General features: G+C 71.3%; 23 protein-coding genes. 14 read left to right on the forward strand and 9 right to left on the reverse strand.

Translation table 11 applies throughout. The annotated features are described in order from the left end of the window. Positions 1-3 precede the first annotated feature (3 nt). Together U8525_RS26045 and U8525_RS26050 are read left to right on the forward strand one after the other, a co-directional pair. Positions 4-1,017 carry a thioesterase domain-containing protein gene (locus U8525_RS26045; protein WP_374269120.1) on the forward strand — a complete coding sequence of 338 codons (1,014 nt, stop codon included), beginning with the start codon at positions 4-6 and terminating at the stop codon, positions 1,015-1,017. Between the two features lie 326 nt (positions 1,018-1,343). Beyond that, positions 1,344-2,984: an invertase recombinase-like protein gene (locus U8525_RS26050; RefSeq protein WP_374269121.1), complete on the forward strand. Its 1,641-nt coding sequence runs from the start codon at positions 1,344-1,346 to the stop codon at positions 2,982-2,984. Positions 2,985-3,049: 65 nt separating this feature from the next. Here the strand turns inward: U8525_RS26050 and U8525_RS26055 are convergent, their stop codons facing one another. From U8525_RS26055 to U8525_RS26070, 4 genes are all read right to left on the reverse strand, one after another. After that, a complete protein-coding gene (locus U8525_RS26055) occupies positions 3,050-3,913 on the reverse strand; it encodes a caspase family protein (protein WP_374269123.1) in 864 nt (287 codons plus the stop codon). A 209-nt stretch (positions 3,914-4,122) separates the two neighbouring features. Next, the gene (locus U8525_RS26060; RefSeq protein WP_374269125.1) at positions 4,123-4,755 is read right to left on the reverse strand and encodes an MXAN_6652 family MXYO-CTERM-anchored protein; all 633 of its coding nucleotides are present in this window, start codon (positions 4,753-4,755) and stop codon (positions 4,123-4,125) included. 15 nt (positions 4,756-4,770) lie between these two features. Further along, positions 4,771-5,958 (reverse strand): MxcI protein, encoded by a 1,188-nt coding sequence (locus U8525_RS26065; protein WP_374269127.1) that lies wholly within the window; start codon positions 5,956-5,958, stop codon positions 4,771-4,773. 301 nt (positions 5,959-6,259) lie between these two features. After that, the gene (locus tag U8525_RS26070) at positions 6,260-7,636 is read right to left on the reverse strand and encodes a HEAT repeat domain-containing protein (RefSeq protein WP_374269128.1); all 1,377 of its coding nucleotides are present in this window, start codon (positions 7,634-7,636) and stop codon (positions 6,260-6,262) included. Between the two features lie 66 nt (positions 7,637-7,702). On the opposite strand from U8525_RS26070, the gene U8525_RS26075 reads away from it, so the two are divergent. After that, entirely contained in the window at positions 7,703-8,512 is an 810-nt protein-coding gene (locus U8525_RS26075) for a class I SAM-dependent methyltransferase (protein WP_374269130.1), read from the forward strand. Between the two features lie 4 nt (positions 8,513-8,516). On the opposite strand, the gene U8525_RS26080 is transcribed toward U8525_RS26075, so the two are convergent. Continuing rightward, complete coding sequence (locus U8525_RS26080; protein WP_374269132.1) at positions 8,517-9,431, reverse strand: DMT family transporter; 915 nt, start codon at positions 9,429-9,431, stop codon at positions 8,517-8,519. A 125-nt stretch (positions 9,432-9,556) separates the two neighbouring features. Here U8525_RS26080 and U8525_RS26085 point away from each other — a divergent pair, with 125 nt between their 5' ends. The 3 genes from U8525_RS26085 to U8525_RS26095 all read left to right on the forward strand — a co-directional run bounded on the left by U8525_RS26085 (position 9,557) and on the right by U8525_RS26095 (position 13,071). Further along, the gene (locus U8525_RS26085) at positions 9,557-10,504 is read left to right on the forward strand and encodes a LysR substrate-binding domain-containing protein (RefSeq protein ID WP_374269133.1); all 948 of its coding nucleotides are present in this window, start codon (positions 9,557-9,559) and stop codon (positions 10,502-10,504) included. A gap of 139 nt (positions 10,505-10,643) precedes the next feature. Beyond that, positions 10,644-11,195: a MarR family winged helix-turn-helix transcriptional regulator gene (locus tag U8525_RS26090; protein ID WP_374269134.1), complete on the forward strand. Its 552-nt coding sequence runs from the start codon at positions 10,644-10,646 to the stop codon at positions 11,193-11,195. Next, on the forward strand, positions 11,182-13,071 hold the full coding sequence (locus U8525_RS26095) for a chloride channel protein (RefSeq protein WP_374269136.1): 1,890 nt from the start codon (positions 11,182-11,184) through the stop codon (positions 13,069-13,071). Before U8525_RS26090 ends, U8525_RS26095 begins: the two co-directional genes overlap by 14 nt. Before the next feature lie 12 nt (positions 13,072-13,083). On the opposite strand, the gene U8525_RS26100 is transcribed toward U8525_RS26095, so the two are convergent. Further along, the gene (locus U8525_RS26100) at positions 13,084-14,070 is read right to left on the reverse strand and encodes an NAD-dependent epimerase/dehydratase family protein (RefSeq protein ID WP_374269137.1); all 987 of its coding nucleotides are present in this window, start codon (positions 14,068-14,070) and stop codon (positions 13,084-13,086) included. A 105-nt stretch (positions 14,071-14,175) separates the two neighbouring features. On the opposite strand from U8525_RS26100, the gene U8525_RS26105 reads away from it, so the two are divergent. The 6 genes from U8525_RS26105 to U8525_RS26130 all read left to right on the forward strand — a co-directional run bounded on the left by U8525_RS26105 (position 14,176) and on the right by U8525_RS26130 (position 19,608). Next, complete coding sequence (locus U8525_RS26105; protein WP_374269138.1) at positions 14,176-14,799, forward strand: TetR/AcrR family transcriptional regulator; 624 nt, start codon at positions 14,176-14,178, stop codon at positions 14,797-14,799. A 174-nt stretch (positions 14,800-14,973) separates the two neighbouring features. Further along, complete coding sequence (locus tag U8525_RS26110) at positions 14,974-15,804, forward strand: TadE family protein (protein WP_374269139.1); 831 nt, start codon at positions 14,974-14,976, stop codon at positions 15,802-15,804. 36 nt (positions 15,805-15,840) lie between these two features. Further along, positions 15,841-17,469 (forward strand): pilus assembly protein, encoded by a 1,629-nt coding sequence (locus tag U8525_RS26115; RefSeq protein WP_374269141.1) that lies wholly within the window; start codon positions 15,841-15,843, stop codon positions 17,467-17,469. Further along, positions 17,442-18,557, forward strand: coding sequence for a pilus assembly protein (locus U8525_RS26120; RefSeq protein WP_374269142.1), 1,116 nt, complete (start codon positions 17,442-17,444; stop codon positions 18,555-18,557). The genes U8525_RS26115 and U8525_RS26120 overlap by 28 nt, the downstream gene beginning before the upstream one ends. Continuing rightward, the gene (locus U8525_RS26125; protein WP_374269144.1) at positions 18,554-19,411 is read left to right on the forward strand and encodes a hypothetical protein; all 858 of its coding nucleotides are present in this window, start codon (positions 18,554-18,556) and stop codon (positions 19,409-19,411) included. The genes U8525_RS26120 and U8525_RS26125 overlap by 4 nt, the downstream gene beginning before the upstream one ends. Beyond that, positions 19,408-19,608: a hypothetical protein gene (locus tag U8525_RS26130; protein WP_223742761.1), complete on the forward strand. Its 201-nt coding sequence runs from the start codon at positions 19,408-19,410 to the stop codon at positions 19,606-19,608. The genes U8525_RS26125 and U8525_RS26130 overlap by 4 nt, the downstream gene beginning before the upstream one ends. A gap of 11 nt (positions 19,609-19,619) precedes the next feature. Here the strand turns inward: U8525_RS26130 and U8525_RS26135 are convergent, their stop codons facing one another. Continuing rightward, positions 19,620-20,381, reverse strand: coding sequence for a hypothetical protein (locus U8525_RS26135; RefSeq protein WP_374269145.1), 762 nt, complete (start codon positions 20,379-20,381; stop codon positions 19,620-19,622). On the opposite strand from U8525_RS26135, the gene U8525_RS26140 reads away from it, so the two are divergent. Continuing rightward, positions 20,380-21,054, forward strand: coding sequence for a hypothetical protein (locus tag U8525_RS26140; RefSeq protein ID WP_374269146.1), 675 nt, complete (start codon positions 20,380-20,382; stop codon positions 21,052-21,054). The two genes, U8525_RS26135 and U8525_RS26140, sit on opposite strands and share 2 nt — an antisense overlap. Here U8525_RS26140 and U8525_RS26145 read toward each other — a convergent pair. Next, positions 21,035-21,655, reverse strand: a complete 621-nt coding sequence (locus U8525_RS26145) for a hypothetical protein (protein WP_374269147.1) — start codon at positions 21,653-21,655, stop codon at positions 21,035-21,037. The genes U8525_RS26140 and U8525_RS26145 overlap by 20 nt on opposite strands. Before the next feature lie 307 nt (positions 21,656-21,962). After that, the gene (locus tag U8525_RS26150; RefSeq protein ID WP_374269149.1) at positions 21,963-23,048 is read right to left on the reverse strand and encodes an aldo/keto reductase; all 1,086 of its coding nucleotides are present in this window, start codon (positions 23,046-23,048) and stop codon (positions 21,963-21,965) included. Positions 23,049-23,142: 94 nt separating this feature from the next. On the opposite strand from U8525_RS26150, the gene U8525_RS26155 reads away from it, so the two are divergent. Further along, positions 23,143-23,550 (forward strand): MarR family winged helix-turn-helix transcriptional regulator, encoded by a 408-nt coding sequence (locus tag U8525_RS26155; RefSeq protein ID WP_374269151.1) that lies wholly within the window; start codon positions 23,143-23,145, stop codon positions 23,548-23,550. The last annotated feature ends 3 nt before the right edge of the window (positions 23,551-23,553 follow it).

Here is a 23,553-nt window from a genome sequence, read left to right on the forward strand (position 1 = left end):
CCCGTGAACGACCCCGCCAAGACGCCGGAGAGCCTCTCCCCGGTCAAACGGAAGCTGCTCGAACAACTGCTCAAGCAGAAGCAGGGCGTGAGCGGCCAGGCCCCGCTGGGCCGCGCCGTCCCGCCCGTCGTGCCCATCCGGGCGAAGGGGCAGAGAGAGCCCTTCTTCGTCGTCCACCCCATCCTCGGGGTGATCTTCCCGTACTACGAGCTGTCCGCGGCGTTGCAGCTCGACCGGCCCATGTTCGGCATCCAGTCCTTCGAGGGAAGCGGGACGCTCATCGCCCAGCGGACGATGGAAGACATCGCCGGCTACTACGTGCGGCGGCTGCGGGACGTCCAGCCCGCGGGGCCGTACTTCCTGGGAGGCTGGTCCTTCGGCAGCATGGCCGCGTACGAGATGGCGCGGCAGCTCACGGAGCAGGGGCAGGAGGTCCGCTTCCTGGGGCTCTTCGACACCTGGGCCCCGGGCGCGGGCACGGTGATGACGTACTCCCGCTTCGGCTACTCGGTGGCGCGCGACATCTGGAGCCTGGCGTCTGACTATGTCTACCTGCGGGAGCAGCGGACGGCGGGAGCGGCGCCGGGAGGCGCGGACACCGGCGGCAGCCGCTTCGCCGCGGTGCCAGACTGGGTGCGGACGCGGGTGCGAGGGCTGCGCTCGACCCTCAGTGAGATGCGGTCCAGCACCTCCGAGCTCCAGACCGGGGCCGAGCAGACGCCGAGCATGCGCCCGCTGCTCAACGCGTATGTGATGAACAGCGCCGCGGTGTTCCGCTACAAGCCCGCGCCTTACGCGGGGCGGCTCACGCTCTTCCGCACGAAATCGGACTCCGCGCTGTACGGCCGGGATCCAAGCTGGGGCTGGGGTGGGCTCGCGAGGGGCGGAGTGGAGGTCCACTACATCGACGGCAACCACATGACGCTGCTCAAGCCCCCTCACGTGCAAAGCCTGGCGGCGACCCTGAAGGCCTGCCTGGAGGCGCTGGACACGCCGGCTGGGGTCGGAGCCCCCTGACAGCGGTCAGGGCCCCGGGAAGCGGCTCGCATCCGCCGCTTCCTCGAACTTGAAGGAGCTTTCCTGGTTTTGAGGCCCTCGGCGAGCGCGCCACCAGAACCTCCCCGTCCAGAACCTGTCCAAGCGCAATGCGTTGCACGCGCTGGCCCGGACGATGCGGAGCGAGGGCGGTCATGACGTGAAGCAGCATCGAGGATGGCCTCGTCGCGAAGCTGCGCGAGCGGGACACGCGGCCCCCTGCGGAGCGCAGGCAGGGGGCTCGCCCGCACGATGTGGTACGAAAGCCCTGGTCCTGGAACCGGAGGCTCGCGTTGAAGTTGTTTCGTGTGTATTTGGCTTCGCTTTTGGTGTGGGTGGTCGCGTGCGGTGATTCGGATCCGGCGGAGACGCCCGACGCGGGCCAGAGCCGGCCTGACGCGAGCGTCGAGACGCCTGATTCAGGCAACCCGCTGCCGGACGCAGGCACCGAGGAACCCGACGCAGGCTCCGAGCCCACGGACGCGGGCTCCGAGACGCCCGACGCCGGGACGGAGGTCCCTGACTCCGGGACCGAGCCCACGGACGCGGGCTCCGAGACACCCGACGCGGGCACCGAGCCCACGGACGCGGGCTCCGAGACGCCCGACGCGGGCGGCCCTGTCGAGGTGAACGTCATCGACAACGGGGGCTTCGAGGAGTGGCCCGGTGCCCTCCCTGCGCTGTGGTCCGGGAGCACGTCGAACATCGAAGAGGTGCAGAAGGTCACGACGCAGGCCTTCGAGGGCGTGAACGCGGCCCGGCTGATCAACACCTCGACCACCCACAAGCGCTTCAGCACCCTGGCGAAGTCCATGCCCGCGGGCCGCTACTCCTGCACCTACCAGGCGCGCGGGACGGGCGACATCCGCAACGGCTTCTTCAGCACGGACTACTCCAGCTACTCGTCCTACACCTCCATCGACACGAAGACGTGGACGCAGGTGGCGTACAGCTTCAACCTGGCCAACGCCGTCTTCGACACCTTCGAGCTCATCTTCAGCGTCCGGAACACCAGCGGCGACCACCTGCTCATCGACAACGTCCGCTGCACGCGGGCCCCCGAGCCGTGTGACTCCGTCAGCTGCGAGGAATGGGCGCGTTGCGACAACGCCACCGCGACCTGCAAGCCGCTCTCCGGCCGCTGCGACGACGCCATGAACTGCGGCGAGTGGCAGACCTGCGACGCGACCCACACCTGCGTGACCGCCGACGACCGCTGTGCCCGTCACGCGGACTGCGCGCAGACGCCGGACACGCCGGTCTGCGACACGGCCACGCATCGCTGCGTCGAGGGCGACCCCTGCGCTGGCGTCACGTGCGGCAACCCGGCCCAGACCTGCAATCCCACGACGGGCGTGTGCGAGCTGGCCGAAGGGGCGTGCATCACGACGTATGACTGCCAGGGCGCCCTGCCCGCCTGTGACACGGCCACCCACCGCTGCGTCGCGGCAGACCACCCCGCGAACATCATCCGCAACGGAGGCTTCGAGCGCTGGAGCACCCGGGCCATCCCCTACTACGGGAACAACTACGTCCCGGATGACTGGTACGGCCTCGACAACGGCATCACGGACCCGGGCTCGGAGATCAAGCCCTCGCGCCTCGTGCGCTACACGAGCGCGGTGCACGGCGGCTCGGCGGCGTTGCAGTTCGTGGTCCCCATCCAGACCGCGGAGCGCTTCACCACGGAGAAGTTCAACGTGCCGACGGGCACCTACTCCTGCTCGTACCGGGTGCGCGGCCACGGCAGCATCCGCCACCGCAGCTATTCGAGCGGCGGCTGGAGCCCGCAGACGGACTTCCTCGCCGTCGACAGCGACGCGTGGCAGCCGGTGTTCTTCCGCTTCACCGGCAACGTGCGCGACTGGCGCCTGTTCTTCTACCCCAGCCGCAGCGAAGCCGACCGCGACCACCTCCAGGTCGATGACGTCGTCTGCACGAAGGACTAGCGGCTGAAAGCCGACGCGAAGGCAGCAGGCACGGTGGGCGCTCCGCGTCGAGCGCTCACCGTGTCTCAGCTCACGTGGAACGGCACCTGCCGCTCGAACTCGCGGCTGGGGACCCCGATGACGGAGTAGGCCGGGGACTGGATGGGCGGCATGGTGTGCAGGATGCGGCGGTGGAAGGTCGGGTAGCTGGCCTTGAACTTCCCCCCGTTCCAGACGCGCAGCAGGTTGGACGTGAAGAGGCCGTTGTAGACGCCGTCGCTGGAGAGCTGGTTGTCCTGGCAGCCGGAGATGAGCAGCACCGTGGCCTTGAGCATCAGCTTCGGATCGTCCTTGGGCAGCCCCTTCAGGATGGCGTCGTACATCGCCTTGTTGTCGCGGTACGTGCGCTGCTCGATGCCCAGCGGCATCTCCTTGAAGCGCCGCTCCGCCGGCTCCGTGCTCTGCACCGAGTCCGCCAGCAACTGGAGGCTGCCGCTGGAGCGCAGGGCCGCGTAGGCCACCCGGCTCACCGTGCCGCTGTGGCAGCTGTCGGAGAGCATGAAGACCCGCACCCCGGCCTTGAGCTTCGTCATCGCCTGGTAGATCTCGTCGTCGACGAGCTCCCCGTCATACAGACACCATGTCTCGTCCAGGCCGTCGGCCTCGTCCCCGTTCATGTCAGGGAGCTGGCCGCCGTGCCCCGAGTAGGTGAACAGCAGCAGGTCCCCGGCCTGGAGCACCGTCGCGGCCTCGCCCAGCTCCGCGAGCACCTTCTCGCGCGTGGCCTCCTTCGTGAGGAAGGGACGGACGCGGCTGAACTCCCGCGCCTTCGCGATGCTGACCATGTCCTGGGCGTCCGCCTCACACGCCTGCAACTGGCCATCCCAGCCCGCGTAGTGCTTCGGATCCACCGCGTTCAACCCGATGTTGATGGAATATCCCTGCGCCATGACAGTCTCCGCCTCCTTCACCCACGGTGGAGACGGGCGCTCGGGATGGCAGGGAGGAGGCGGAGCGCGCCGCGCTCTTCCGGCCCTTCCCCCGCCAGGAGCCCGGGGCTCGCCCCCTCCGCTCCCGCATGTTCATGGCGGAATGCACCAGGCCCCCTCCCTGCTCGCGCCGGGAAGGGGCCTCTCGCTTCACGACCTCAACGGGCGCTTCAGCTCCGGCGGCGGCGAAGCACCGCCAGCGGCAGCCCCGCCAGCGCGAGCGCCCAGAACGGGGCGCTGCTCGCGGCGGCGCAGCCTCCGGAGTCCTCGCCGTCACCCGGGCCCGGCTCCTCCTGCGCCGGAGAGCCGTTGCCCACCTGGATGCTCAGCTTCGTGTTGGCGGCGCGGTCACCGGTGCTGTCCTGGTCCGCGTTCGCCGAGTTGCCCGCGCCGAAGAGGTTGATGGTCACGTCCGTGGCGGGCGCGACGAGGGAGAAGTTGAAGCGCAGCTCCGTGCCCGTGAAGGCCTGGGGCGCGGAGTGGGTCAGCTCGGCGCCCAGCTTCTTCAGCCCCGTGCCGGCGACGAGGCTGGTGTCCGCGTTGTCCACGGCGATGTCCGCGCCGCCCGTCTTCGCGGCGCCGCCCCGGATGATGAGCGAGTACTGCGCGGTGGCCCCCTTCTCCACCTTCGTGGGGCCCTCGAGCTCCACCGTGGGCGCCGCACCGCCATTGTGGCACGTGTTGCAGGTCACCCCGCTCTTGCCAGAGTTGCCGGTGATGCCCGTGCTGGTGGCGAACGCCGTCGTCGCCGTCAGCAGCCCCATGGCCAGCAGGCCCGCGTGACGCATCGGATGTCCGAGCATGGTCGTGGGTCCTGGCTAGCGCAGTTGGAGGAAGGAGAAGGACAGGCCCTGCGTCGACACCACGGCCTTGCCGTTGTCGCCCAGCACGCGGAAGGTGGTGGACGCGGCGCCCGCGCCGAACTCCGTGTAGAGCGTCTGGTTCTCCGACTCGAAGAGGAACACGCTGCCGGAGGTGGACGGGAAGTCGGCCTTCCGCGTCGCGGTCAGCGTGTCCAGCTTCAGCTCCCACCACTGCCAGCCGGTGCCGCTCGCGATGGTGCGCGGGTGCGTGCCCTCCTCCACCGGGGCGATGCTCTCATCGAGCACGCGCACGTACGCCGTCCCCGCCGTGGGGCTCGGGATGAGCGCGCCCGCGGTGCCACCGCCCACCAGCGAGTCCAGCGAGCGGTAGAACGTCGTGTCGAACTGGCGCGTCTGCGGGTCGTACCTCAGCAGGCAGGGCTCCGGGGCGTCCTGCCCCACCACCCGGCGCACCGCGGCGCCATACGCCTCCGTGGCGACGTACACCTTGCCGTCCGTGCCGAGCACGGCGTCGTGCGTGTAGCCGCAGCGCTCATCCGTCGCGATGGAGGCCGTGTCCGTGGCCGTGTCGATGGAGACCACGCCCGCCTTCTTCGTGACGTTGACGCCCGCCTCCGGACGCCAGCCCACCGGCATGATGATCTGCCCGCCGGTGTGGATCACCGCGCCGGAAAACGCCATCACCGTGTCCGGGATGACCAGCGACGTGAGCGGGATGGTGCCCGTCACCGTCATCGCCGTGGGGTTCCAGATGACGACCTGCGCGGTGGCGCCGTCGAAGAAGTACGCCTTCGTCTCCGAGACGAACTGGAAGTTGGCCTGGTACTCGCCCAGCGACGTCACGCCCTGGGGCGCGAAGCTCACCGTGCCCGCGGCCTCCAGCGCGTCCTCGGCGTTCAGCGTGTAGCGGGTCACCGTGGCGCTCGCGTCGCTCACCACGTAGACGGAGCCGGACCTGGGGATGCCCACGCCCAGCGCGCGGCCGGGCACCTTGAGGGCGCCCTCCAGCGACAGCGACGCGGCCTTCTCCGCGTCGGGCGTCAGCACCACGTAGCTCTCCACGGGGTCCGACACCAGTTGCTGCGTGGTGATGGCGTACAGCGGGCCGTCCTCTTCCGAATCGCCGCAGCCCACGAACAGGGACAGGGCGATCGCCGCGGTGGAGAGGCGGAGGGAACGCAAGGCAAACGAGTGCTTCATCGACAATGGCCTCTTGGCTTGGGGGGATGGAGCGCCTCGCATTTCCCGCCGGGACGGGGACCCGGACATGAAAATGATAGGCATTCTCATCATCACCCTCTAAAGGCGCAGAGTCCACATGTCAAGAAAGAGACGTGCACTCCTCGAACCCGGACAGCCTGGGTTGAGGTGGGAACCGGCGGACCCAGGCGCCGGGCACCTGGAGCGCCGCGCCGGTGGTCACCTCCCCCACCCGGGGGGAAGCTGACCACCGGAGAGGCAGCCGGACGTCGAGCCCTCGCGCCTACCCCTCCACCTTCGGCTGACGCGCGAGCCAGGCACGCCACTCATCGGCGGTCTCGTAGGACTCGCCGGAGAGCTGCTTCAGCACCCGGATGGCGGGGTCTCGGTTGAGGGGCACCTGGAGCGCCGACATCGCGACCAGCGTCTCCCCCAACTGGCGGATCAGCCCGGTCCGCTGCGCCTCGAGCGCCTCGGGAGACAGGTCAGCCAGCAGGTAGGAGAGGAGGAAGGTCGCCTTGTTGCGGTCGCTCGCCTCCGGGAGCGTCACCGCGTCCGCCACCGTGGCCACGTCCAGCAGGGGATTGGTCGCGACCTCCTGCGTGGCCGTCAGCACGCGCAGCACGTTGTTGCGCACGCCGCCGTCCGGATCGCGGATGGAGGGCCGCAGCCGCTGCACGGTCTCCTCGGCCGTGGGCGCGTAGGCCAGGAGGAACGCGGCCGCGCTTCGCTTCTCCGGGTCCGCGTCCTCGCGCAGGACCGCCGTCAGCGCGTCCAACCGCGGGGGCACCTTCGCGATGAACTCCGGCTCGTAGGCCGCGAGGTCCGGGTGGCCGAACCCGCCGATGCAGTGGGCCACCTTGCAGGTGGAGTCCTCTGGCAGCTTGCCCTGTATCTGGAGCTGCTGCAGGCGCTGTTCATAGTCGTGCCACCGGGTGAGCAGCCCTTCCGGATCCGCGAGGTGCCCCTGGGGCGGGGGCCGGAAGCGCAGCCGGGCCGCGTCGGCGGCGTCCACCATGTCCATCACCATGTAGACGGTGCCTTTGTACTCCTCGGCGAAGTACATGAACATCGCCAGGTGGGCGAACGCGAGGCCGTACTGCTCGCGCAGCGCCGCCGACTTCTGCTTGAAGACCGCGGGGCTGCGGACGACGGGCTTGCCCACCTCCAGCCCCAGCGCCCGCTGGACCGCCTCCCGGTCCACCTTCCGCGAACCGAATGCATCCAGGCCCGCGAGCGTGAACATCGGGAGCGGGGGCTCGGTGGCCTTCGACAGGTTGGCGCGGGCCTCCGCGACGATGCCGCTCCACGCGGGGAGGCCGTGCAGCGCCGCCAGCTCCGGGTTGTATTCGAGGTGATCCGCGTCGTAGTAGCCGCCCTGGACCGCGCGCTTGAGCACATCCACGGCCGCGTCCACGTGGCCCGCGAGCGAGGCACACCCCGCGGCGCGGTAGAGGGACTCCGCCCGGTCCGGTCCCTCCGCGCCCGCGTCGCCGGAGGCGCGGAAGCGCTCCGCGCACCGCTCGAAGTCCAGCGCGTCATAGGCCTGCTCCGCCTCCGCCGAGAGCTGCTGCGCCCGCGCGGCCGGGTCCGCCGCCTTCGGGGCATGCGCGCAACCCGCGCCCAACACGACCACGCCCAGCGCCATCACGAAACGCATCTGGACCATCCTTTCGAGAAAACGCGTATCTCATGCAAGCTGCGCGCGGGTTTCAAGGAGGCCCCCATGGCCAACGCCATCTCGAAGACCGCGTACTACACCCTGGCCTGCCGGGCGGAGGACGCGCGCCGGCCGCGGCCGCTGTGCGGCGACACCTTCGCCTCCCGCTTCATGGACGACGAAGCGCGGCGGGTCTGGGCCCGCTTCCAGTCCTTCGACCACGCCAACGAGAGCAACGCCGCGAGGCACCGGATCATCGACGCGCGGGTGCAGGAGGAGCTGGACCGGGCCCCCGACGCGCGGGTGGTGGTGCTGGGCGCGGGCTTCGACACGCGGGCCTACCGGCTCCGCGGCGGCCGGTGGCTGGAGGTGGACGAGCCCGCCATCCTCACGCTCAAGGACGCGAAGCTGCCGGTGACGGAGGCGAGGAACCCGCTCGAGCGGCTCCCCATCGACTTCGCGGCGGAGTCGCTCGCCCAGAAGCTCGCGCCCTACCAGGACGCACGGCGCACGCACGTCATCATCGAGGGCGTGCTCATGTACCTGTCGGACGCGCAGCGCCGGGACATGCTCGCGGTGCTCCGGCAGGTGTTCCCCCACCACGCCGTGTACTGCGACCTGATGCGCGCCACCTTCCAGCGCGAGTACGGCCGAGACCTGCACGCGGTGCTCGCCAGCATGGGCGCGTCCTTCCAGGACATGACGGACGCGCCGGAGTCCCTCTTCCTGGAGGCGGGCTACTCGGCCGCGTCCGCCACCTCCGTGCCCGTGCGCGCGCGGGAGCTCGCCGGAAAGCGCGTCCAGGCGTTCATCCTCCGGCGCTTCCTGCCCACGGTCCGGGACGGCTACCGCATCTGGAAGTTCGAGCGGACCTGACGCCTCACTTCGCCCGGGGCGCCGCGGGCGGCTGCCCCAGCGCCACGCTCCCCAGGATGAGGCCGCCCGCCACCAGCATGGTGGGCGTCAGCGGCTCGTCCAAGATGAGCCAGGCCCAGGTCAGCGCGAACAGCGGCACCAGGTAGGTGACGACGGCGGCGCGCGGCGCGCCGATGCGCTGGATGAGGCGGTAGAACACCGCGTACCCGAGGCCGGTGCAGATGACGCCCAGGGCCGTCGTCGCCAGCCAGGGCCGCATGCCGATGGGCTCCGCGGGCCACGTGGCCACCGCGAAGGGCAGCAGCAGCACCGCGCCGCAGGCCAGCGTGGCGGCGGCGACCGCGGCGGCCGGCAGTCCGGCGAAGTGGCGGCGCACCAGGTTCGAGCCGATGCCGTAGAGGAACGCGCCCGTGGTCCCCGCCGCCACGGCCCAGGCGACGCTCGCGCCCGCGGCCCTGCCGCTGGCCAGCACCACCACCCCGGCGAAGCCCGCGAGCAGCGCCACCGCGCGCCGGGCTCCGATGCGCTCGCCGTAGAAGACGAACGCCACCAGGGCGGTGAAGAGCACCGCCATGCTGTTGGTGATGGCCCCGACGCCCGCGGGGGCCTGGCGCGCGGCCCAGGCGAACAGCGAGAAGGGCACCGCCGCGTTGATGACGCCCACCAGCGCCAGCCGGGGCCACAGCGCGGGACGGAGGGCCGTGCGCGCGCGCCAGAGGAACGGCATCAGCACCGCCGCGCCCAGCACCAGGCGCACCGCCACCAGGGGAAGGGGGCCGAAGGCCGGCGCCGCGATGCGGAGGAACAGGAAGGACGCGCCCCAGATGGCGGCCAGCCCGCCCAGCTCCAGGGGCGTGAGCCACGCCCGGTTGAAGGGAGGAGTCACGGCCTGGGGATGGGTGAGACCGGGTGCGCGCATGGTGGCCCCCTCGTGCGAGGAAGGAATCTGACTTCTGTCTGGCCCCTCTCTTCACGCCGCCCCCCTTTCTTCACAAGCGCATCCTTTCCGTGTCAGACATGAGCCAGATTTGAGGCTCGTCCCCCATGCCCCTTCACACCGACCTGCTCCCCGCCCTGGCGGCCTTCGAGTCCGCCGCCCGCCACCAGAACTTCGCCCGCGCGGCGGAGGAGCTGCACCTGACCGCCAGCGCCGTCAGCCACCACGTGCGCAAGCTGGAGGACCGGCTGGGCGTCGTGCTGTTCCAGCGCCACGCCCGGGGCGTCGCGCTGACGACCGAGGGGCGCCAGTTGGCGGACGCCGCCAGCAACGCGCTGTCGGACATGGACCACGTGCTCGGGGGGCTGAAGCACTCGCGGGCCGAGGACGCCGTGGTGCGCGTCACCACCGTGCACTCGCTGACGTATGCGTGGCTGCTGCCGCGCATGCCGGGCTTCACCGCGCGGCACCCGCGCGTCCGGATCCACGTAGACACGGAGATGGCGCTCACCCGCTTCGACGAGGGCGGGCCGGACCTGGGCATCCGCTACGGCCAGGGCCCCTGGCCGGGCCTCACCGCGCAGCCGCTCATGGACGACGCCCTGTTCCCCGTGGCCGCCGCGCGGCTCGCGGGCATCGAGCACGTGCGCGACGCGGCGGACGTGGCGGCGCTGCCGCTCATCGCGGACCTGAGCCGTCAGGGCTGGCAGGACTGGTTCCGCTCGGCGGGCGTGCGCGGGGCGCGGTTCGAGGAGCGCTACAGCTTCAGCGACACCACCGGCGCGCTGATGGCCGCGGTGCAGGGCCTGGGCGTGGCGCTGGCGCGAGAGAAGATCGCCACGCCCTACTTCGCGGACGGCCGCCTCCTCCGGCTGCCCGGGCCCATCGTGCCCACGCGCGCGAGCTATTTCGTGGTGTATCCCTCGCACAAGCGGCTGCGCCCGGCCGCGCGCCTCTTCGTGGACTGGCTCCTGGCACAGCGGGACACCGCGACCGTGCCGCCACCGCCCGCGACTCAAGGGGCCGCCCCCGCGCCTCGGAACGCTCCTCCGTGACAACCCCTCCCAGGGTGGGCCCACCCTCCCGATGGCGAACTCCGGGCCCACGCCTCGCCGGCTGGGCCCAGGCAGCCAGGCCTCCCCAGCGCTTTCGCTTGTGCCCGCGCCCCCTGCCCCGTAGGTTGCGGGCATATATATGGGCTCCCATACAAATCGGCCGCCGCCCCCGGACGTCTCCGGCGAGGTGCGCGCGGCCATGGACGGCGTGCGGCGGTTGGTGCGCCTGCTGCGGGTCTCCACCCGCGCCTCCGAACGGCTGGTGGGCATCAGCGGCGCCCAGCTCTTCATCCTTCAGGAGCTGGCGGAGTCCGGGCCGTGCTCCATCAACGCGCTCGCGGAGCGCACGCTCACCCACCAGAGCAGCGTGTCCGTCGTCGTCACGAAGCTCATCGAGCAGGGGCTGGTGAGCCGGCGCCGCTCGGACGAGGACGGCCGCCGCGTGGAGGTGGCGCTGGAGCCGAAGGGCCGGGCGCTGCTTCGCAAGGCGCCGCCCATGGCCCAGGCCCGCCTCATCTCCGCGCTGCGCGGCCTGGAGCCCGAGGTGCGCGCCGGCCTGGTGCGGGGACTGGACGCGTGGGTGCGCGCCCTGGGGCTCGACGGGGACGTGGCCCCGCTCTTTTTCGAAGACGAAGCCTCGCGCCCTCCGCGGCGCGGCAGGGCACAGGAGCACACCGATGAAGAAACCTGACGTGGAACGCATCGAGGAAGGGCTGGGCGGGGGGACAGCGGCGCGGTCCAGCCTCCCCGTGGCCCCGTCGATGGGGCCCGCGCTCGCCAGCCTGCGCACCCCCGCCACCTCCGTGGCGGTGGACTCCCGCACCGTGTTCATCAGCTGCCTGGCCGTGGCGCTGGCGGCCGTCGCGGGCCTGGTGGCGCAGGGGCTGGGCGCGCTCATCCACTTCGTCACGAACCTCGCGTTCTTCGGCCGGCTGTCCGCGCAGCCGGTGTCGCCCGGGGACAACACGCTGGGCACCTGGGTCGTGGTCGTGCCCGTGGTGGGCGGGCTCATCGTGGGGCTGATGGCGCGCTATGGCTCGCGGGCCATCCGGGGCCACGGCATCCCGGAGGCCATGGAGCAGGTGCTCTTCAACCAGAGCCGCATCCCGCCCCGGATGACGCTGCTCAAGCCGCTGTCGGCGGCGATCGCCATCGGCACCGGCGGCCCGTTCGGCGCGGAGGGCCCCATCATCGCCACGGGCGGCGCGCTGGGGTCGCTGCTGGGGCAGGGGCTCCACGTCACCGCGGATGAGCGCAAGGCGCTGCTCGCCGCGGGCGCCGCCGCGGGCATGGCCGCCACGTTCGGCGCGCCGGTGTCCGCGGTGCTCCTCGCCGTGGAGCTGCTGCTCTTCGAGTTCAAGCCCCGCTCCGTCATCCCCGTGGCCCTGGCCACCGCCACCGCCACCGGCGTGCGCATCGCGTTCATGGGCGGCGCGCCCGCGTTCGCCATCCCGGACCTGACCACGCCTTCGGGAGGGGCGCTGGCGTTCTACGGCGTGCTGGGGCTCGCCCTCGGCGTCGCCTCCGTGGCGTGCACGCGCGCGGTGTACTGGCTGGAGGACGCGTTCGAGAAGCTGCCCCTGCACTGGATGTGGTGGCCCGCGCTGGGCGCCATCGTCGTGGGCGTGGTGGGCGCCTTCTCCCCGCGCACCCTGGGCGTGGGCTACACCAACATCGAGGACATCCTGTCCGGCCGCTTCGTGGGGACGGCGATGCTCGCCTTCTGCGCGTTCAAGTTCATCTCCTGGTCCGTGGCGCTGGGCAGCGGGACGTCGGGCGGGACGCTGGCGCCCCTCTTCACGCTGGGCGGCGGCCTGGGCTCCGGCCTGGGGCTCTTGGCCACGCAGCTGCTCCCCTCCCTGGGCGTGGACGTGCGCGTCGCGGCGCTGGTGGGCATGGCCGCCCTCTTCGCGGGGGCGTCCCGCGCGCTGCTCGCGTCGGTGGTGTTCGCCTTCGAGACCACGCGGCAGCCGCTGGGCCTCCTGCCGCGGCTCGCCGGCTGCGCGGCGTCCTACCTGGTGTCCGCGCTGCTCATGCGGCACTCCATCATGACGGAGAAGCTGGCCCGCCGCGGCGCCCGCATCCCCACGGAGCTCGGCGCGGACGCGCTGGGCACGGCGCTCGTGCGCGATCACGGCCTCAAGCCCGTGGTGACGCTCCAGGCGGACTCCCTCCTGGAGGAGGTGCGCGCGTGGCTCGCGTCCGAAGCCGCGGGCTCCCGCCACCAGGGATTCCCCGTCGTGACGCAGGAAGGCCGGCTGGTGGGCGTCGTCACCCGCAGGGACCTGCTGGATGGCCAGGCGAGCGGCGGCCGGCGGATGCGGGACGTGGTGAAGCGCCCGCCCGCCGTCGTCTTCGACGACAGCTCCCTGCGCGAGGCGGCGGACCTGATGATGGACGAGGGCGTGGGCCGCCTGCCCGTCGTCTCCCGCGCCCGGCCGGAGCACGTCATCGGCATCCTCACCCGCAGCGATCTGCTCGCGGGCCACCGGCAGCGCCTGACGAACGCGCGCACGCGCGAGCGCGGCCTGGGCGCCCCGCGCTCCGCCGCGCCCCGGCCCGCCTGAGCGCGCCCCGGCTCAGGTCGCCGCGGGGACCCGGGCCGGACGCGCCTTCGCCTCCTGCTCGCGGTGCAAGGCCGCGAGCGTCTGGCGGATGCCCTCCGGGTACGGCGTCTTGTGCACCGTGCCCAGCAGGCCGCGCAGCGCGGAGTCGTCCAGCAGCACCGGGTTCGTGAGCAGGTAGTGCATCTCCACCAGCTCCCGCATGAAGGGGTCGAACAGGCCCGCCAGCCGCAGCATCCCCTTCCCCATCGCCAGCATCTTCGGCTTGTGGCCGGCCTGCGCGTAGATCTCCTTCACCAGCTGGCGCTGGGTGGTGACGCTCGCGCCCGCCAGGTTCCAGAAGCGCCCGTACGCGCGCGGCTCGTCCATCAGCGCGGTGACGACGGGGCCCACGTCATTCACGAAGACGAACTCGTGCGGCGCGTCCAGCGGCCCGATGAGCGGGGCGCGCTTGCCCTGGGACGCGGCGACGAAGGCGCGGTACAGGAAGCTGCGCTCCACGCCCGGCCCGTAGAAGTCCGGCAGCCGGAGGAGGGTGCCCCGAATGCGGCCCGCCGCGTCCGCCTCCAGGAGCAGGTCCTCCTGCGCCTTGCGCATGCGGCCCTTGTACGAGTTCGGCTCGCGCGGATGGGACTCCGTCACCCGCGCGGTGCGCGGCAGGCCATACGGATACACCGTGCCGATGAGCACCACCCGCTCCACGCCCTCCGCGATGGCCGCGTCCAGCGTGCGGCGCATCAGCTCCGGGTGCAGGTGGAACTGCCAGTAGTTCACCCCCACCATGTAGATGAGCGTCCGCACGCCCCGCGCCGCGGCCCGGATGGACGCCGGGTCCTCCGGATTCCACGTCACCACCTCCGCCCGCGGATCCGCGCCGAACTCCCGGCGCAGGCTGCCCTCCGAGCGCCCCACCACCCGGTACGGCCGCCCCTGCGCCTGGAGCGCCCGCGCCACAGACTGCCCGATGACGCCCGAAGCGCCGAACAACGCCACCGTCTCCATGTCGCCCTCCTGGGAATGAACGGCCGAGCTTTCACTGAACACCGTTCTGTGAACAGCGTTCATTTATTGCTGGCCGTTCGTTTCGTCAAGACCTACGCTCGTGACATGGGCATCACGGAGCGCAAGGAGCGGCAGCGCGCGGAGCTGCGGGAGCGCATCCTCCGGGTGGCGCGGGAGATGGTGATCAAGGAAGGGTTTGGCGCCCTCTCCATGCGCAAGCTGGCGGACGCGGTGGAGTACGCGCCCGCGACGCTCTACCTCCACTTCGAGAACCGCGACGCCATCGCGCGAGCGCTGTGCGTGCGCGGCTTCCAGGACCTGCTCGCGGTGCTGGAGCCGGCGGCCGCCATCGAGGACCCCGCGGAGCGGCTGTCACGCCTGGCCCAGGCGTACCTGGCCTTCGGGCTGAAGCACCCGGAGACCTACCGCCTCATCTTCATGGAGGACCCCAAGCTGTCCGCGGACCTCTTCCAGGACAAGCAGGGGGGCGAGGGCCCCCGGGCCTTCGCCCTCCTGGTGCGGGCCTTCAACGACCTGAAGTCCGCCGGCCGGGCCCTGGAGGCCGCCCCCTCCGAGCAGCTGGCGGAGGTCTTCTGGGCGGGGCTGCACGGCATCCTCAGCCTCAAGCTCACCTGCTCCGGGTTCCAGGGCGCGCCGGCGGAGGCGCTGGCGCGGACCCTCGTCGCCACGCTGGTGGGCGCCCCGAAGCCCGCCGGGCGCTCCCGGTAGCCCTCGCCTCCACCCACCGGGTGACCAGATTCGGCGCGGCGCGTCCAAGCGACCGATACCGTCTTCTTGCGTCCTGTATTGGATAGGTCCCCGTCTCATGGGGGAGGCTGGCGGGCGACCAGGGGGCCGCCGACTGGCATCCCTCTGACACGGTGTGTGAACATTGGACGTCCCATGAACAGGTCCCCTTCAACCCATCCCGGTGAGTCAGGCCAGGCGCTGGTGGAGTCCGCGCTGGTCATCCCGGTGATGGTGTTCCTCATCCTGGGCATCCTCCAGCTGGGGACGCTCCACCACGCGCGGCTGATGACGGAGTACGCCGCGTACCGGGCGGCGCGCGCAGGCATCGTCAACCACGGCGACTGCGAGCTCATGAAGAAGGCCGCCTACGCGGCGGTCCTGCCCACCCTGGGGCCGCCCAGATCCGGCGGCATCGAGGGCCGCGTGGACACGCTCATCAACGTGGCGCGGGTCCATGACGCGTACACGGAGCTGAGCCAGGCGGAGAAGAACCAGCGCTTCAACGAGGACGTGGACCTGGAGCGCGTGCGGGTGGAGGTGCTCAACCCCCGGCGCAGCCAGCTGCCCACCCTCTTCGCCTCCTACGGCTCCCACCTGCAGGGCCTGGAGCTGGACTACGACGACATCCGCAACGCGCAGGTCATCGAGGCCAACCTCCTCACGGTGCGCATCACCTACTTCTACGAGATGCGCATCCCGTTCGCGAACTGGCAGCTGCACGCCTTCTACATGGGGCGCGAGGCGCTGAACGGCCTGGCCATGCGGGGCGTCAACTTCACCACCCAGAAGGTGAACGGCGGCAGCCTCACGGACCACCTGGAGGACGCGGGCGCGGGCCAGAGCCCCGACCACCAGAAGATCCGCGCGCTCGCGAACACCAACATCTTCGCCATCCCCGTCGTCGCCACCTATTCGATGCGCATGCAGTCCAACCTCCTCAACAGCGGCTCGCACGGCCCCAACGCGTGCGCCGTGGACGGCTAGCGCCGCCCCCAGGCGCGGGCCAGAAGGACCCCCACGATGTTTCGGATTCTGCGGAGACTGCGGCGCGACGAGCGCGGGCAGGCCATGGTGCTGGGGGTGGTGGTCATGCTCGTGCTGGCCGTCACCGTCATGACGTCGGTGAACATCGGCCAGGGCGTGTACGAGAAGATGAAGCTGCAGGACGCCGCGGACGCGCAGGCGTACTCGCTGGCGGTGAAGGAGGCGCGGGCCTACAACTTCCTCGCGTACACCAACCGCGCGATGATCGTGCACTACTCCGCGATGCTCACCGTGATGTCCTACGTGAGCCACGCGGTGTACCTGGAGCGCACCATCGGCGTGGCGGCCAAGTACCTGCAATACATCCCAGGCATCGGCGCCGTCTTCGCCGCGGTCTCCGCGGTGATCAAGGCCTGGAAGGTGACGGTGGAGACCGTCTCCCGGTTGCTCATCCCGGTGCTGACAGCGCTCAACATCGCGCTGTGGCTGGCCCAGGAGGCCATGCTCACAGGCACCCTCTTCGACCTCTACACCACGAAGGGGCACGGGGACGTCATCGCGAAGACGGACCCCAAGGCCGACGTCCCCAGGGACATGGACTCGGGGGAGTCGTTCACCAAGACCGCCACGGTCGGCGGGCTGTTCAAGAACCAGGGCGACATCAACTACTCCAACGCCAAGAACTTCCTGCACGTCCTGGACGACGGCCCCTTCAGCAGCAGCCCCACCATGGGCGTGGACCCCACCGGCATGCTCACGCGGGCGAAGCTGGTGGGGGGCAACAAGCTGTCGGATCCGAACATGGCCAAGTACCGCCTCCTGATGGGCAACCTGGCCAACGGCGTGCGCCGGGAGTGGACGGCCGTGGGCAAGGGGCCCATCCTCATCGGACGCAAGTGGGACTTCCGGCTGTGCGTGGGCATTGGCGAGCTGCGCATCCGCAAGACGGCGGACAGCCAGATCAAGAGCTTCGACGAGAACTTCGAGAACAACCGCAAGGACCAGCTCTTCGCGTCGGACGACATCCGCATCGAGGTGCGCCCCACCTGCTTCCTCTTCGGCTGGAGCGACGTCTTCCGGCTGCGCTTCCGGGCGGCGGCGGACAACCGGGGCGGCTTCCACCAGGAGTACGGCTCCAACAAGACGGATGACCACCACCCCTGGATGGGCATCACGCCGTTCGTCACCTCCGACACCAGCTTCGTCAGCCCCCGGCAGAACCACTTCGGCTACCCGTGCAACCTCATCCTCCTGAGCAAGGACATGGGCGCGGACCGCACCGGCAACAAGCCCGTCTATGAGCTGGAGAACCTGTCCCGGAACGCCTTCATGGAGGGCAACGGCGACGGCAAGTACAACACCGCGGAGAACAACGACGAGGGCATCCGCGAGTCGTACCTGGACATGACCTGGCGGTACGTCGGCGGCAAGCAGGACGGCTACGCGGCGGACTTCCGCGAGCGCACGGGCGGCATGATGGCCATGTCGGTGGGCCGCGCCATCTACCACCGCCCCAACACGTGGAAGGAGGAGCCCAACTTCTTCAACCCGCTCTGGACCGCGCGCCTGGCGCCCATCAACACGCACTGGGACGAAGACCACCTCAAGTGGATGGTGCCCGCCTGGGAGGACAGCGAATGGCTGCTCAACGGCATCAACTACTGACGCGGGCGGGCCGCCGCGCGGCGCGGGGAGCGGCGACGGTGGAGCTGGCGCTGCTGGCGCCGCTGCTCGTCGTGCTGGTCCTCTGGGCGAACTACTTCTGGGAGGTCCAGCGCGCGCGCCTGAAGATGGTGGAGCTGGCGCGCTTCGTGGCCTTCGAGCGCACGGTGCGCCAGGACCTCTCCGCCGTCACCGCGGAGGCGCAGACGCGCTACCAGGACCTGGACGGCTCCACCAAGACGGGCACGCTGGGCACGGCCTACCGCAACGGGCTCACCCTCAACGTCCAGGCCCAGAACGCGGACGCGCCCCTGGAGAGCGTGGGGATGTCCGGGCTGGGTTCGCAGTCGGGCGTGGGAGGCATCGCGGGCGCCGCCGTCAGCGCCCTGGGCGGCTCGCCGGAGCAGCTGGCGCGGGACATGGGCTTCGACCCCAGCGTCGGGGCGGTCCAGACGGACGTGCAGGCCCGGGTGATCAACCACATCATCCCCCGGGAGGTCGCCCTCTACACGACGGGGTTCGACGGCGACCAGCTGGACCTCCACTTCGAGGAGCACTTCTACCTCTACCACGACACCTGGAGGTCCTGGGGTCCGGGCGAGAACCCCGCGGACACCTATCCGCGCGTGGAGCAGCTCACGCACGACCGCATGAGCAACATCGTCTACGCGGGCGTGAGCGGCGGGGCGATGAACTCCATCGCGTCGGTGCTGAGCGTGCTGGGGCTCGATTTCCCCTTCTCCGACGACTACATCCGCAAGTCCGTGGTCATCCGCGCGGTGACGGACGCGGGCAACTACAGCGCGGTCCAGCCGACGCGCACGGTGCCCGGCGACGTGCTCCAGGCCGCCTACTGGCGCAACGACACGAACTACTGCTTCGGCAACTGCGAGCCCAGCGCCATCAAGACGAAGCGCGGGCTCTCCAACTCCGGGGGCCGGGACGACAACTGGCCCATGCGCGCCTACCGGTGCCGGGGCAACTTCTTCCAGGGCGCCGCCATCTCCAACGAGCCGGAGTCCATCTACACGAAGTCCACCTCCGCGGCGGCGGCGTACTTCCACTACAACAGCGACGCCTGCACCCCATGAGCGGACTGACGGACCGCACGGGCGCGCTCACGCGCTGGCTGGGCCTGGGCGGGCTGCTCGCGCTCGTGGCCACCGCCGTGCTGCTGAAGGATCCGCCCGCGCCGGCGTCGGGGCTCCCGGCGAAGCCGCCCTCGAAGCCGGAGGTCGCCCTGCCCCCGGCGCCGCCGTTCCCGGATGCCGGTGTGGGCCGGCTGCTGCGCGTCATGCCGTCCTTCCCCGGCGCGGCGATGGTGCCCATGGGCCGGATGGTGACCAACGGCAGTCCCATGGAGATGGGCTACTTCGAGACGGACCACCCGCCGGGCGAGGTGCTGGAGTTCTTCGCGCGCGAGTTCCGGCTGCGCGGCCGCAACATCGTCACGCAGGACGACGGCGCGGGCGGCGGCGCCGTGAACTACTACGACGAGCGGCTGGGCGCGCTGGTGGCCGTCACCACCATCCGCGTGGGCGGCGCCACGACGCGCACGCTGGTGTTCCCCTCCCTGGTGGAGGCGCCCGAGGGCATCCACCTCCAGGGCCAGGCGCCCGAGTCGCTGCCGCAGCCCCCGGGCGTGGTGACGGTGCTGCGCCTGGACGAGGGGGGCGGCGGCGCCAGCGCGGGCAGCACCACGCTCACGCAGGTGGCGCACGGCACGCCCGCGATGCTCGCGGAGTTCTACCGCTCGCAGCTCCCCTCGCGCGGCTACCTGCCTTCGGGCGGGCGCCTGGCCAAGGGCGTGGAGCTGCTGGAGTTCGAGCGCCCCGGTGAGCGGCTGTCGCTGACGCTGTCGCCGCTGGACAAGGACGGCCCCCCCGAATCCCTCATCACGTTCGTGCTCGAGCGTGCCCCTCTTCCCCAGGAGTCGAATCGATGAATGGCTGGTTGTCGCGAGGCTACCGGTGGCTGCGGCGTCCGCGTTCGCGGGGTCAGGCCATGGCCGAGTTCACCGTGCTGCTGATGGCGTTCATGTTCGGCGTCGGCGCCATCACCACGTTCGCGCCGGAGATGTTCGCGGCGCTCACCATCTACATCCGCGGCTTCTACTGCGTGCTGGGCTACCCCTTCGGCTGAGGGGCCCTGCGTCAGGGCGTGGGCAGCCGGGGCAGCGTGAGCGGCACGGCGTCCAGCGCGGGCCGGGCCCCGGTCCCGCTCTTCTGCGCCGTCCAGGTGGCCTCCGGGTCGCGCAGGGACTCCACGCCGAACACGGGCACCCGGTCCGCCGTCACCACCGTCACCTGCCTGCCGGTCTCCAGGCGGAAGGTCTGTTCCCGGGCCTTGCCGGCGAAGGGGCCGGCGCGCAGCTCGGTGTCGCGCTGGCGCACGGGCACGCCCCGGAGCGCGGCGTGGTCCGTGAGCAGGTCCACGGGGACGGAGACGGGGGCGTTGGGCGGCAGGGAGAGGGCCAGCCGCTCCACCATGGGACGGGCGGTGCCGGCACGGGCCACCCAGACGACGATGAGGGCGCGCGGGGCCGTCTGGTAGTCCACCTCCACTTGGTAGAGCGTGTCGTGCTCACGCGGCGTCTCGCCCACCACGGCGGCGCGCACGGGGAAGGCTTTGCCCTGCTTCGATTGGACGAGGTATTCCACCCACGCGCCCACGACGGGCTGGAGCTGGCCGTAGAGCAGCAGCGGCGGCACCAGGGCGCGCGCCTCCGCGAGGCGCTCGGAAGCAATGGGCGGATCCGAGGGCGCTGGCGCTCCGGCGTCGGGCGGGCCGGCGTCAACGGACGCCCCCTTCGCGGCGGGGCGGCTCGGCGAGGTGCCCGCGTCGGGCGCGGCGGACCCGGCCGGAGTGGCGGAGAGCAGCACGGCGGTGCACACGGGACACAGGAGGCGGCGCATGGGAACAGCACTATCGGTCCGGGGCTCCGCGCCGGACAAGCCCGGGGGCTCGAGGACAGCCACCCGGGGAGGACGCCTGGGGCGGCTGCTGCCGCTGCTCGCGGTGGTGCTCGCGGGCCTCACGGCCCTGCCCGCGCGGGCGCAGGACCGCGCGCCGGATGCGTTGTTCGGGCTGCCGCTCGTCGTGCGCGAGGGCGGCTGGGCGCGCTACCTGAACACCTCGCCGGACGGGCCCGAGCAGTTCGTCATCAAGGTGGGCGGCCCGGGGCGTCATGAGGGCAAGCGCGGGCGGTGGATCCTCCTGGAGCTCGACGTGCCCGCCGCCGGCCGCGTGGGCTTCGACTTCCTGGTGGAGGGCGATCGCTTCAGCGCGAAGAGCGTGCTGCTCATGCGCCTGCGCGTGCCGGGCCAGCCTCCGAAGGACACGCCCGCGCCCTTCAATCAGCCGGGCGCCCACCGCCAGCCCCACCCCCTGCGCGAGAGCACGGAGACCCTCGCCGGCAGGAAGCTGGCGGTGAAGGAGTACTCGTACGCGGGAGGCATCACCGCCCAGTGGTCCGCCGCGGTCCCGGCGCTGGGCCTGGTCCGCGTCTCCGGGACGCAGTCCTTCCAGTTGGAGGCCTTCGGCGTGGGCGGCGACCCGTGGAAGGACGCTACCGCCGCCGGGAGGTGAGGCCCGCCCCGAGCAGCGCGGTCCGCACCGCGTCCTCGTCCGCGCTGGCGAGCCGGGCGTTCAGCAGGAGCCGCGTCCCGTGCCCCGCCTGGAGGCGCACGCGGGGCAGGTCCCCCTTCTCCCGCTGGAGCGAGAACCACTCCAGCCGGGAGAACGGCGTGCGCCGCCCCAGCGAATCGATGAAGCCCGAGGGGCCCAGGAAGAGCGCGGGCACCCCATGCAGGCCCACCCCCGCCAGCCACCCGGCGACGCCCAGGCAGAACAGGGCGAGCGCGGGCCGGCCCTCCGCGGAGGACAGCCGCAGCCCCACCAGCGCCAGCACGCCCATGGTCGCGAGCACCAGCGCATAGGTGCCCATCTCCGCGCGCGAGCGCAGCGCCCGCAGCCGCCCGCCGCGCAGCAGCCCCACGAGCGCGCCCAGCGCCACCAGCGCCAGGCCCCCCGCCGCCACCGCCACGCCCAGCCCCATCATCCCGGGGCGCCCGCCCAGCTCCCGCGACTCGCGCACGAGCCCCGCGGCGCAGCCCGCGAAGTAGAGCAGCGCCACGCCATGGAAGGCAGCCGTGGGGAGGGGGCGCGTGGGGACCGGCGGAGCACTCACCCGGTCCTCTCTACACCACCTGGCCTCCGGGGAGGTGACGAAGCCCTCCCGCGCGGGCGCCTACTTCAGCGCGGCGAGGACGTCGAACACGGAGGGCCGGTGCGGCCCCCAGCCCAGCGCGCGGGCCCGCTTCGCGCGGATGCGGCTGTTGGACGCGAGCGCCAGCCGCCCCAGCTCCACGCCCCAGCGCTTCTCCCCGTCCGCTTCCAGGAGCCGCTCGCGGGGCCGGGCGCCTGCGCGCGGACGCTCGGGCCCGGGCGGCCTCAGCGCGCCGGCCCGGGCGCCCGGTGGGTGTCTCCTCGCGCGGTCAGTAGACCTTGTCGCCCTTCTCCACGCCGAAGGGGGACGGCGGCGCGAAGGTGCCGTTCACCGTCGTCCCGCCGTTGTGGATGGCGGGGAACATGGGCTGCATGCTCTGCGGGAACCCGAAGGTGGGCTTCGTCAGCTCATCCAGGCGGCCCAGCTCCGCGGCCGTGAGCTTCACGTCCGCGGCCTTCAGGTTGTCCTCCAACTGCGAGAGCCGCCGCGCGCCGATGATGGTCGAGCCCACCGCCGGCTTCGCCATGACCCAGGCCAGCGCCACGCGCGCCGGGGTGCTCTCGTGCGCGCGGGCGATCTGCTCCAGCGCGTCGACGACGGTGTAGGTCTTCTCGTTCAGGAAGGGCTCGAGGAAGGGCCCCCGGTCCGCCTTCAGCTGCCCTGCGTTCTTGCGGGTGTACTTGCCGCTGAGCGCGCCGCTCTTGAGCGGAGACCAGGGCGTGATGCCCAGCCCGTGCTCCAGGGCCATGGGCACCAGCTCCTGCTCCACGCTGCGCTCCAGCAGCGAGTACTCGATCTGCAACCCGATGAACGCGGACCCGCCGCGGAAGCGCGCGGTCACGTTGGCCTCGACGATCTTCCACGCCGGCGTGTCGGAGACCCCGAGGTAGCGGACCTTGCCGGCCCGGACGAGGTCCTCCAGCGCGGCCATCGTCTCGTCGATGGGCGTGTGCACGTCCCAGTTATGGAGCCAGTACAGGTCGATGTAGTCGGTCTGCAGGCGGCGGAGCGAGTGCTCGCACGCCGAGATGATGGACTTGCGGCCGGAGCCTCCCCCGTTCGGATCGCCGGGGTAGAGGTTCCCGCTGAACTTCGTGGCGATGACCAGCCGGTCGCGCCGGGCCGCGTGCCGCCCGACGTGGTCGCCGATGATCTTCTCGGAGTGGCTCTTCGTGTAGAAGTTCGCGGTGTCGATGAAGTTGCCGCCCAGCTCGATGTACCGGTCGATGATGCGCTCGGACTCCTCCACGCTGGTGCCCCAGCCGAGGTCTTCACCGAACGTCATCGCACCAAGGCACAGCGGGCTCACGCGGAGGCCTGAGCGGCCGAGCGTCACGTAATGGTCCAGAGGCATGGTTGCTCCAGGGGATGTGCTACCGTTTCGAGGAGGCCGGATTGGTTCAGCCTTGAATTGATTTAATTTTGTACCATTTTCCGCGCAAGGGCCCATGTCGAGAATCGACCCGGCGAAGATCTGGTCGCTGAACTACACCCTGCTGATGTCGGTCATCGCGGGCGTCTCGCCCGACATCGCCGCGCTGGGGCTGGACACGAAGGAGCTGTTCGTCCTGGCGCAGGTGGAGGAGCACCCCTACCCCGCCGAGCTGGCGGCGACCCTGAGCATGCCGAAGCCGACCATCACCGTGTACGTGAAGCGGCTGGAGGCGGCGGGCTTCCTGCGCCGGGAGCTGGACACCGAGGACCTGCGCCGGCACCGGCTCCAGGTCACCCCGGCGGGGCGGAAGGTGACGGCGAGGGGCCTCGCGCTGCTGTCGGCGGCGTTCAGCGAGCGGCTCGGGCGCCTGGGCGCGGCGGAGCAGGCGCAGCTCCAGCACCTGCTCGAGAAGATGGGCTGACGG

The organism is Corallococcus sp. RDP092CA, from assembly GCF_041903675.1.
GTDB lineage: Bacteria > Myxococcota > Myxococcia > Myxococcales > Myxococcaceae > Corallococcus.

Coding starts and splice junctions, on each gene's coding strand:
- U8525_RS26055 (WP_374269123.1), bottom strand. CDS start 3,913: ATGGCGCAGGGATATTCCATCAACATCGGGTTGAACGCGGTGGATCCG.
- U8525_RS26060 (WP_374269125.1), bottom strand. CDS start 4,755: ATGCTCGGACATCCGATGCGTCACGCGGGCCTGCTGGCCATGGGGCTG.
- U8525_RS26070 (WP_374269128.1), bottom strand. CDS start 7,636: ATGCGTTTCGTGATGGCGCTGGGCGTGGTCGTGTTGGGCGCGGGTTGC.
- U8525_RS26075 (WP_374269130.1), top strand. CDS start 7,703: ATGGCCAACGCCATCTCGAAGACCGCGTACTACACCCTGGCCTGCCGG.
- U8525_RS26080 (WP_374269132.1), bottom strand. CDS start 9,431: ATGCGCGCACCCGGTCTCACCCATCCCCAGGCCGTGACTCCTCCCTTC.
- U8525_RS26085 (WP_374269133.1), top strand. CDS start 9,557: ATGCCCCTTCACACCGACCTGCTCCCCGCCCTGGCGGCCTTCGAGTCC.
- U8525_RS26090 (WP_374269134.1), top strand. CDS start 10,644: ATGGGCTCCCATACAAATCGGCCGCCGCCCCCGGACGTCTCCGGCGAG.
- U8525_RS26095 (WP_374269136.1), top strand. CDS start 11,182: ATGAAGAAACCTGACGTGGAACGCATCGAGGAAGGGCTGGGCGGGGGG.
- U8525_RS26100 (WP_374269137.1), bottom strand. CDS start 14,070: ATGGAGACGGTGGCGTTGTTCGGCGCTTCGGGCGTCATCGGGCAGTCT.
- U8525_RS26105 (WP_374269138.1), top strand. CDS start 14,176: ATGGGCATCACGGAGCGCAAGGAGCGGCAGCGCGCGGAGCTGCGGGAG.
- U8525_RS26110 (WP_374269139.1), top strand. CDS start 14,974: ATGAACAGGTCCCCTTCAACCCATCCCGGTGAGTCAGGCCAGGCGCTG.
- U8525_RS26115 (WP_374269141.1), top strand. CDS start 15,841: ATGTTTCGGATTCTGCGGAGACTGCGGCGCGACGAGCGCGGGCAGGCC.
- U8525_RS26120 (WP_374269142.1), top strand. CDS start 17,442: ATGGCTGCTCAACGGCATCAACTACTGACGCGGGCGGGCCGCCGCGCG.
- U8525_RS26125 (WP_374269144.1), top strand. CDS start 18,554: ATGAGCGGACTGACGGACCGCACGGGCGCGCTCACGCGCTGGCTGGGC.
- U8525_RS26130 (WP_223742761.1), top strand. CDS start 19,408: ATGAATGGCTGGTTGTCGCGAGGCTACCGGTGGCTGCGGCGTCCGCGT.
- U8525_RS26140 (WP_374269146.1), top strand. CDS start 20,380: ATGGGAACAGCACTATCGGTCCGGGGCTCCGCGCCGGACAAGCCCGGG.
- U8525_RS26135 (WP_374269145.1), bottom strand. CDS start 20,381: ATGCGCCGCCTCCTGTGTCCCGTGTGCACCGCCGTGCTGCTCTCCGCC.
- U8525_RS26150 (WP_374269149.1), bottom strand. CDS start 23,048: ATGCCTCTGGACCATTACGTGACGCTCGGCCGCTCAGGCCTCCGCGTG.
- U8525_RS26155 (WP_374269151.1), top strand. CDS start 23,143: ATGTCGAGAATCGACCCGGCGAAGATCTGGTCGCTGAACTACACCCTG.